The 5,464-nt window shown below is 57.4% G+C and carries 3 rRNA genes; all 3 read right to left on the bottom strand.

Going from position 1 to position 5,464, the window contains the following annotated elements:
* Window positions 1-105, bottom strand: a 5S ribosomal RNA gene (rrf, locus tag QNO07_RS27360); the annotation flags it as partial.
* Between the two features lie 108 nt (window positions 106-213).
* Window positions 214-3,346: ribosomal RNA gene (locus tag QNO07_RS27355) — 23S ribosomal RNA — on the bottom strand.
* A 341-nt stretch (window positions 3,347-3,687) separates the two neighbouring features.
* Window positions 3,688-5,214: ribosomal RNA gene (locus QNO07_RS27350) — 16S ribosomal RNA — on the bottom strand.
* Window positions 5,215-5,464 lie beyond the last annotated feature (250 nt).

Here is a 5,464-nt window from a genome sequence, read left to right as displayed (position 1 = left end):
CCTACTCTCCCACACGCTCCCGCATGCAGTACCATCGGCGCTGAAAGGCTTAGCTTCCGGGTTCGGAATGTAACCGGGCGTTTCCCTCTCGCCATGACCACCGAAACACTATGAAACACCAGCCCTCCCCCGCATCCCCGTGGCCACACGGGATGCGAAAAAGGAAGAATGCTGGTTGTGGTTTCAGAACCAACACAGTGGACGCGAGCACCTACGGACAAGCCCTCGGCCTATTAGTACCAGTCAACTCCAGCCCTCACGGACCTTCCATATCTGGCCTATCAACCCAGTCGTCTACTGGGAGCCTTAACCCCTCAAAGGGGGAGGGAGTCCTCATCTCGAAGCAGGCTTCCCGCTTAGATGCTTTCAGCGGTTATCCTTTCCGAACGTAGCCAACCAGCCATGCCCTTGGCAGAACAACTGGCACACCAGAGGTTCGTCCGTCCCGGTCCTCTCGTACTAGGGACAGCCCTTCTCAAGACTCCTGCGCGCGCAGCGGATAGGGACCGAACTGTCTCACGACGTTCTAAACCCAGCTCGCGTACCGCTTTAATGGGCGAACAGCCCAACCCTTGGGACCGACTCCAGCCCCAGGATGCGACGAGCCGACATCGAGGTGCCAAACCATCCCGTCGATATGGACTCTTGGGGAAGATCAGCCTGTTATCCCCGGGGTACCTTTTATCCGTTGAGCGACGGCGCTTCCACAAGCCACCGCCGGATCACTAGTCCCGACTTTCGTCCCTGCTCGACCCGTCAGTCTCACAGTCAAGCTCCCTTGTGCACTTACACTCAACACCTGATTACCAACCAGGCTGAGGGAACCTTTGGGCGCCTCCGTTACACTTTAGGAGGCAACCGCCCCAGTTAAACTACCCACCAGACACTGTCCCTGATCCGGATCACGGACCCAGGTTAGACATCCAGCACGACCAGAGTGGTATTTCAACAACGACTCCACACACACTGGCGTGCATGCTTCCACGTCTCCCACCTATCCTACACAAGCCGAACCGAACACCAATATCAAGCTATAGTAAAGGTCCCGGGGTCTTTCCGTCCTGCTGCGCGAAACGAGCATCTTTACTCGTAATGCAATTTCACCGGGCCTATGGTTGAGACAGTCAAGAAGTCGTTACGCCATTCGTGCAGGTCGGAACTTACCCGACAAGGAATTTCGCTACCTTAGGATGGTTATAGTTACCACCGCCGTTTACTGGCGCTTAAGTTCTCAGCTTCGCACACCCGAAAGTGCACTAACCGGTCCCCTTAACGTTCCAGCACCGGGCAGGCGTCAGTCCGTATACATCGCCTTACGGCTTCGCACGGACCTGTGTTTTTAGTAAACAGTCGCTTCTCGCTGGTCTCTGCGGCCACACCCAGCACCCGGAAGCAAGTCCCGGTCACCAGACGTGGCCCCCCTTCTCCCGAAGTTACGGGGGCATTTTGCCGAGTTCCTTAACCATAGTTCACCCGAACGCCTCGGTATTCTCTACCTGACTACCTGAGTCGGTTTAGGGTACGGGCCGCCTTGAAACATCGCTAGAGGCTTTTCTCGACAGCATAGGATCATCCACTTCACCACAATCGGCTCGGCATCAGGTCTCACCCATATAACGAGAGACGGATTTCCCTACCTCTCGGGCTACACCCTTACCCCGGGACAACCACCGCCCGGGCTGGACTACCTTCCTGCGTCACCCCATCACTCACCTACTACCACCTTGGTTCAGCGGCTCCACCACTCCCCTCAACTCCGAAGAGATCAGGGCGGCTTCACGGCCTTAGCATCAGAAGATTCGATGTTGGGCGCTTCAAAGCGGGTACCGGAATATCAACCGGTTGTCCATCGACTACGCCTGTCGGCCTCGCCTTAGGTCCCGACTTACCCTGGGCAGATCAGCTTGACCCAGGAACCCTTAGTCAATCGGCGCAAGAGTTTCCCACTCTTGTATCGCTACTCATGCCTGCATTCTCACTCGTGAACCGTCCACAACTACCTTCCGGTGCTGCTTCACCCGGCACACGACGCTCCCCTACCCATCCCAACACCCGTTAAGGCATCACGCTGGAATGACATGACTTCGGCGGTGTGCTTGAGCCCCGCTACATTGTCGGCGCAGAATCACTTGACCAGTGAGCTATTACGCACTCTTTCAAGGGTGGCTGCTTCTAAGCCAACCTCCTGGTTGTCTCTGCGACTCCACATCCTTTCCCACTTAGCACACGCTTAGGGGCCTTAGTCGATGCTCTGGGCTGTTTCCCTCTCGACCATGGAGCTTATCCCCCACAGTCTCACTGCCGCGCTCTCACTTACCGGCATTCGGAGTTTGGCTAAGGTCAGTAACCCGGTAGGGCCCATCGCCTATCCAGTGCTCTACCTCCGGCAAGAAACACACGACGCTGCACCTAAATGCATTTCGGGGAGAACCAGCTATCACGGAGTTTGATTGGCCTTTCACCCCTAACCACAGGTCATCCCCCAGGTTTTCAACCCTGGTGGGTTCGGGCCTCCACGAAGTCTTACCTCCGCTTCACCCTGCCCATGGCTAGATCACTCCGCTTCGGGTCTTGAGCATGCTACTCAACCGCCCTATTAGGACTCGCTTTCGCTACGGCTCCCCCACACGGGTTAACCTCGCAACATACCGCAAACTCGCAGGCTCATTCTTCAAAAGGCACGCAGTCACGACCGCATGCGACAAGTCACATACGGCGACGCTCCCACGGCTTGTAGGCACACGGTTTCAGGTACTATTTCACTCCGCTCCCGCGGTACTTTTCACCATTCCCTCACGGTACTATCCGCTATCGGTCACCAGGGAATATTTAGGCTTAGCGGGTGGTCCCGCCAGATTCACACAGGATTTCTCGGGCCCTATGCTACTTGGGTGGCTCCTAAGTGAGCCATCACGATTTCAGCTACGGGGGTCTTACCCTCTACGCCGGGCCTTTCGCATGCCCTTCGCCTACCGCAATGGTTTCTAACTCACCGACCGGCCGGCAGACCAATCAAAGAAACTCCCACAACCCCGCTCGCGCAACCCCTGCCGGGTATCACACACAAACGGTTTAGCCTCATCCGGTTTCGCTCGCCACTACTCCCGGAATCACGGTTGTTTTCTCTTCCTGCGGGTACTGAGATGTTTCACTTCCCCGCGTTCCCTCCACACTGCCTATGCGTTCAGCAGCGGGTGACAGCCCATGACGACTGCCGGGTTTCCCCATTCGGACACCCCCGGATCAAAGCTCGGTTGACAGCTCCCCGGGGCCTATCGCGGCCTCCCACGTCCTTCATCGGTTCCTGGTGCCAAGGCATCCACCGTGCGCCCTTAAAAACTTGGCCACAGATGCTCGCGTCCACTGTGCAGTTCTCAAACAACAACCAGCCACCCACCACCCCGCCCACTACGAGCGAGTACACCGGGACCGGCAACCCAAGGACCACAAGCACAAATGCCCATGCCCTCAGACACCCAACAGCGTGCCCAACCAACCCACCCCGACCACCCGTTCCACACACACCCCGAAGAGCACGCAGTACTAGGACAGGCCGAAGAAAGCCGATTGAATAGTCAACGTTCCACCCATGAGCCACCAGCACCGGACATACGCCGATGAACTGGCCTCTGCCCCACCCGCACCCACCATGACGGCGAGTTGAACGAGCAGGGAGATGCTCCTTAGAAAGGAGGTGATCCAGCCGCACCTTCCGGTACGGCTACCTTGTTACGACTTCGTCCCAATCGCCAGTCCCACCTTCGACGATTCCCTCCCACAAGGGGTTGGGCCACCGGCTTCGGGTGTTACCGACTTTCGTGACGTGACGGGCGGTGTGTACAAGGCCCGGGAACGTATTCACCGCAGCAATGCTGATCTGCGATTACTAGCGACTCCGACTTCATGGGGTCGAGTTGCAGACCCCAATCCGAACTGAGACCGGCTTTTTGAGATTCGCTCCACCTTGCGGTATCGCAGCTCATTGTACCGGCCATTGTAGCACGTGTGCAGCCCAAGACATAAGGGGCATGATGACTTGACGTCGTCCCCACCTTCCTCCGAGTTGACCCCGGCAGTTTCCTGTGAGTCCCCATCACCCCGAAAGGCATGCTGGCAACACAGAACAAGGGTTGCGCTCGTTGCGGGACTTAACCCAACATCTCACGACACGAGCTGACGACAGCCATGCACCACCTGTACACCGACCACAAGGGGGCACCCATCTCTGGATGTTTCCGGTGTATGTCAAGCCTTGGTAAGGTTCTTCGCGTTGCGTCGAATTAAGCCACATGCTCCGCCGCTTGTGCGGGCCCCCGTCAATTCCTTTGAGTTTTAGCCTTGCGGCCGTACTCCCCAGGCGGGGAACTTAATGCGTTAGCTGCGGCACGGACGACGTGGAATGTCGCCCACACCTAGTTCCCAACGTTTACGGCGTGGACTACCAGGGTATCTAATCCTGTTCGCTCCCCACGCTTTCGCTCCTCAGCGTCAGTATCGGCCCAGAGATCCGCCTTCGCCACCGGTGTTCCTCCTGATATCTGCGCATTTCACCGCTACACCAGGAATTCCGATCTCCCCTACCGAACTCTAGCCTGCCCGTATCGAATGCAGACCCGGGGTTAAGCCCCGGGCTTTCACATCCGACGTGACAAGCCGCCTACGAGCTCTTTACGCCCAATAATTCCGGACAACGCTCGCACCCTACGTATTACCGCGGCTGCTGGCACGTAGTTAGCCGGTGCTTCTTCTGCAGGTACCGTCACTTGCGCTTCTTCCCTGCTGAAAGAGGTTTACAACCCGAAGGCCGTCATCCCTCACGCGGCGTCGCTGCATCAGGCTTTCGCCCATTGTGCAATATTCCCCACTGCTGCCTCCCGTAGGAGTCTGGGCCGTGTCTCAGTCCCAGTGTGGCCGGTCGCCCTCTCAGGCCGGCTACCCGTCGTCGCCTTGGTAGGCCATTACCCCACCAACAAGCTGATAGGCCGCGGGCTCATCCTGCACCGCCGGAGCTTTCCACACATTCACCATGCAGTGATGTGTCGTATCCGGTATTAGACCCCGTTTCCAGGGCTTGTCCCAGAGTGCAGGGCAGATTGCCCACGTGTTACTCACCCGTTCGCCACTAATCCACCCCGAAAGGCTTCATCGTTCGACTTGCATGTGTTAAGCACGCCGCCAGCGTTCGTCCTGAGCCAGGATCAAACTCTCCATGAATGTTTGAACATCCACCAGAGCGGAACCAGGAGCGGAATAAGCCCCACAGTTCACTGCATCCCAACTGGATTTGTTACATCTCAAAGAAACCATCATCCACCCCACCACCAACCAGACCGGTCAGCGGCAAGAGCGAGACGAGGAATCAACATATTGGCGTTGACTTTTAGCACGCTGTTGAGTTCTCAAGGAACGGACGCTTCCTTCGGATTCCCTTCCGGGCCTCCTCCGGGCGCTTCCCTTCGGTGTT

The organism is Streptomyces sp. 549, from assembly GCF_030124175.1.
GTDB lineage: Bacteria > Actinomycetota > Actinomycetes > Streptomycetales > Streptomycetaceae > Streptomyces.
Note: the sequence above shows the minus strand (reverse complement) of the source record. Positions and strands in the feature narration are given on the sequence as shown.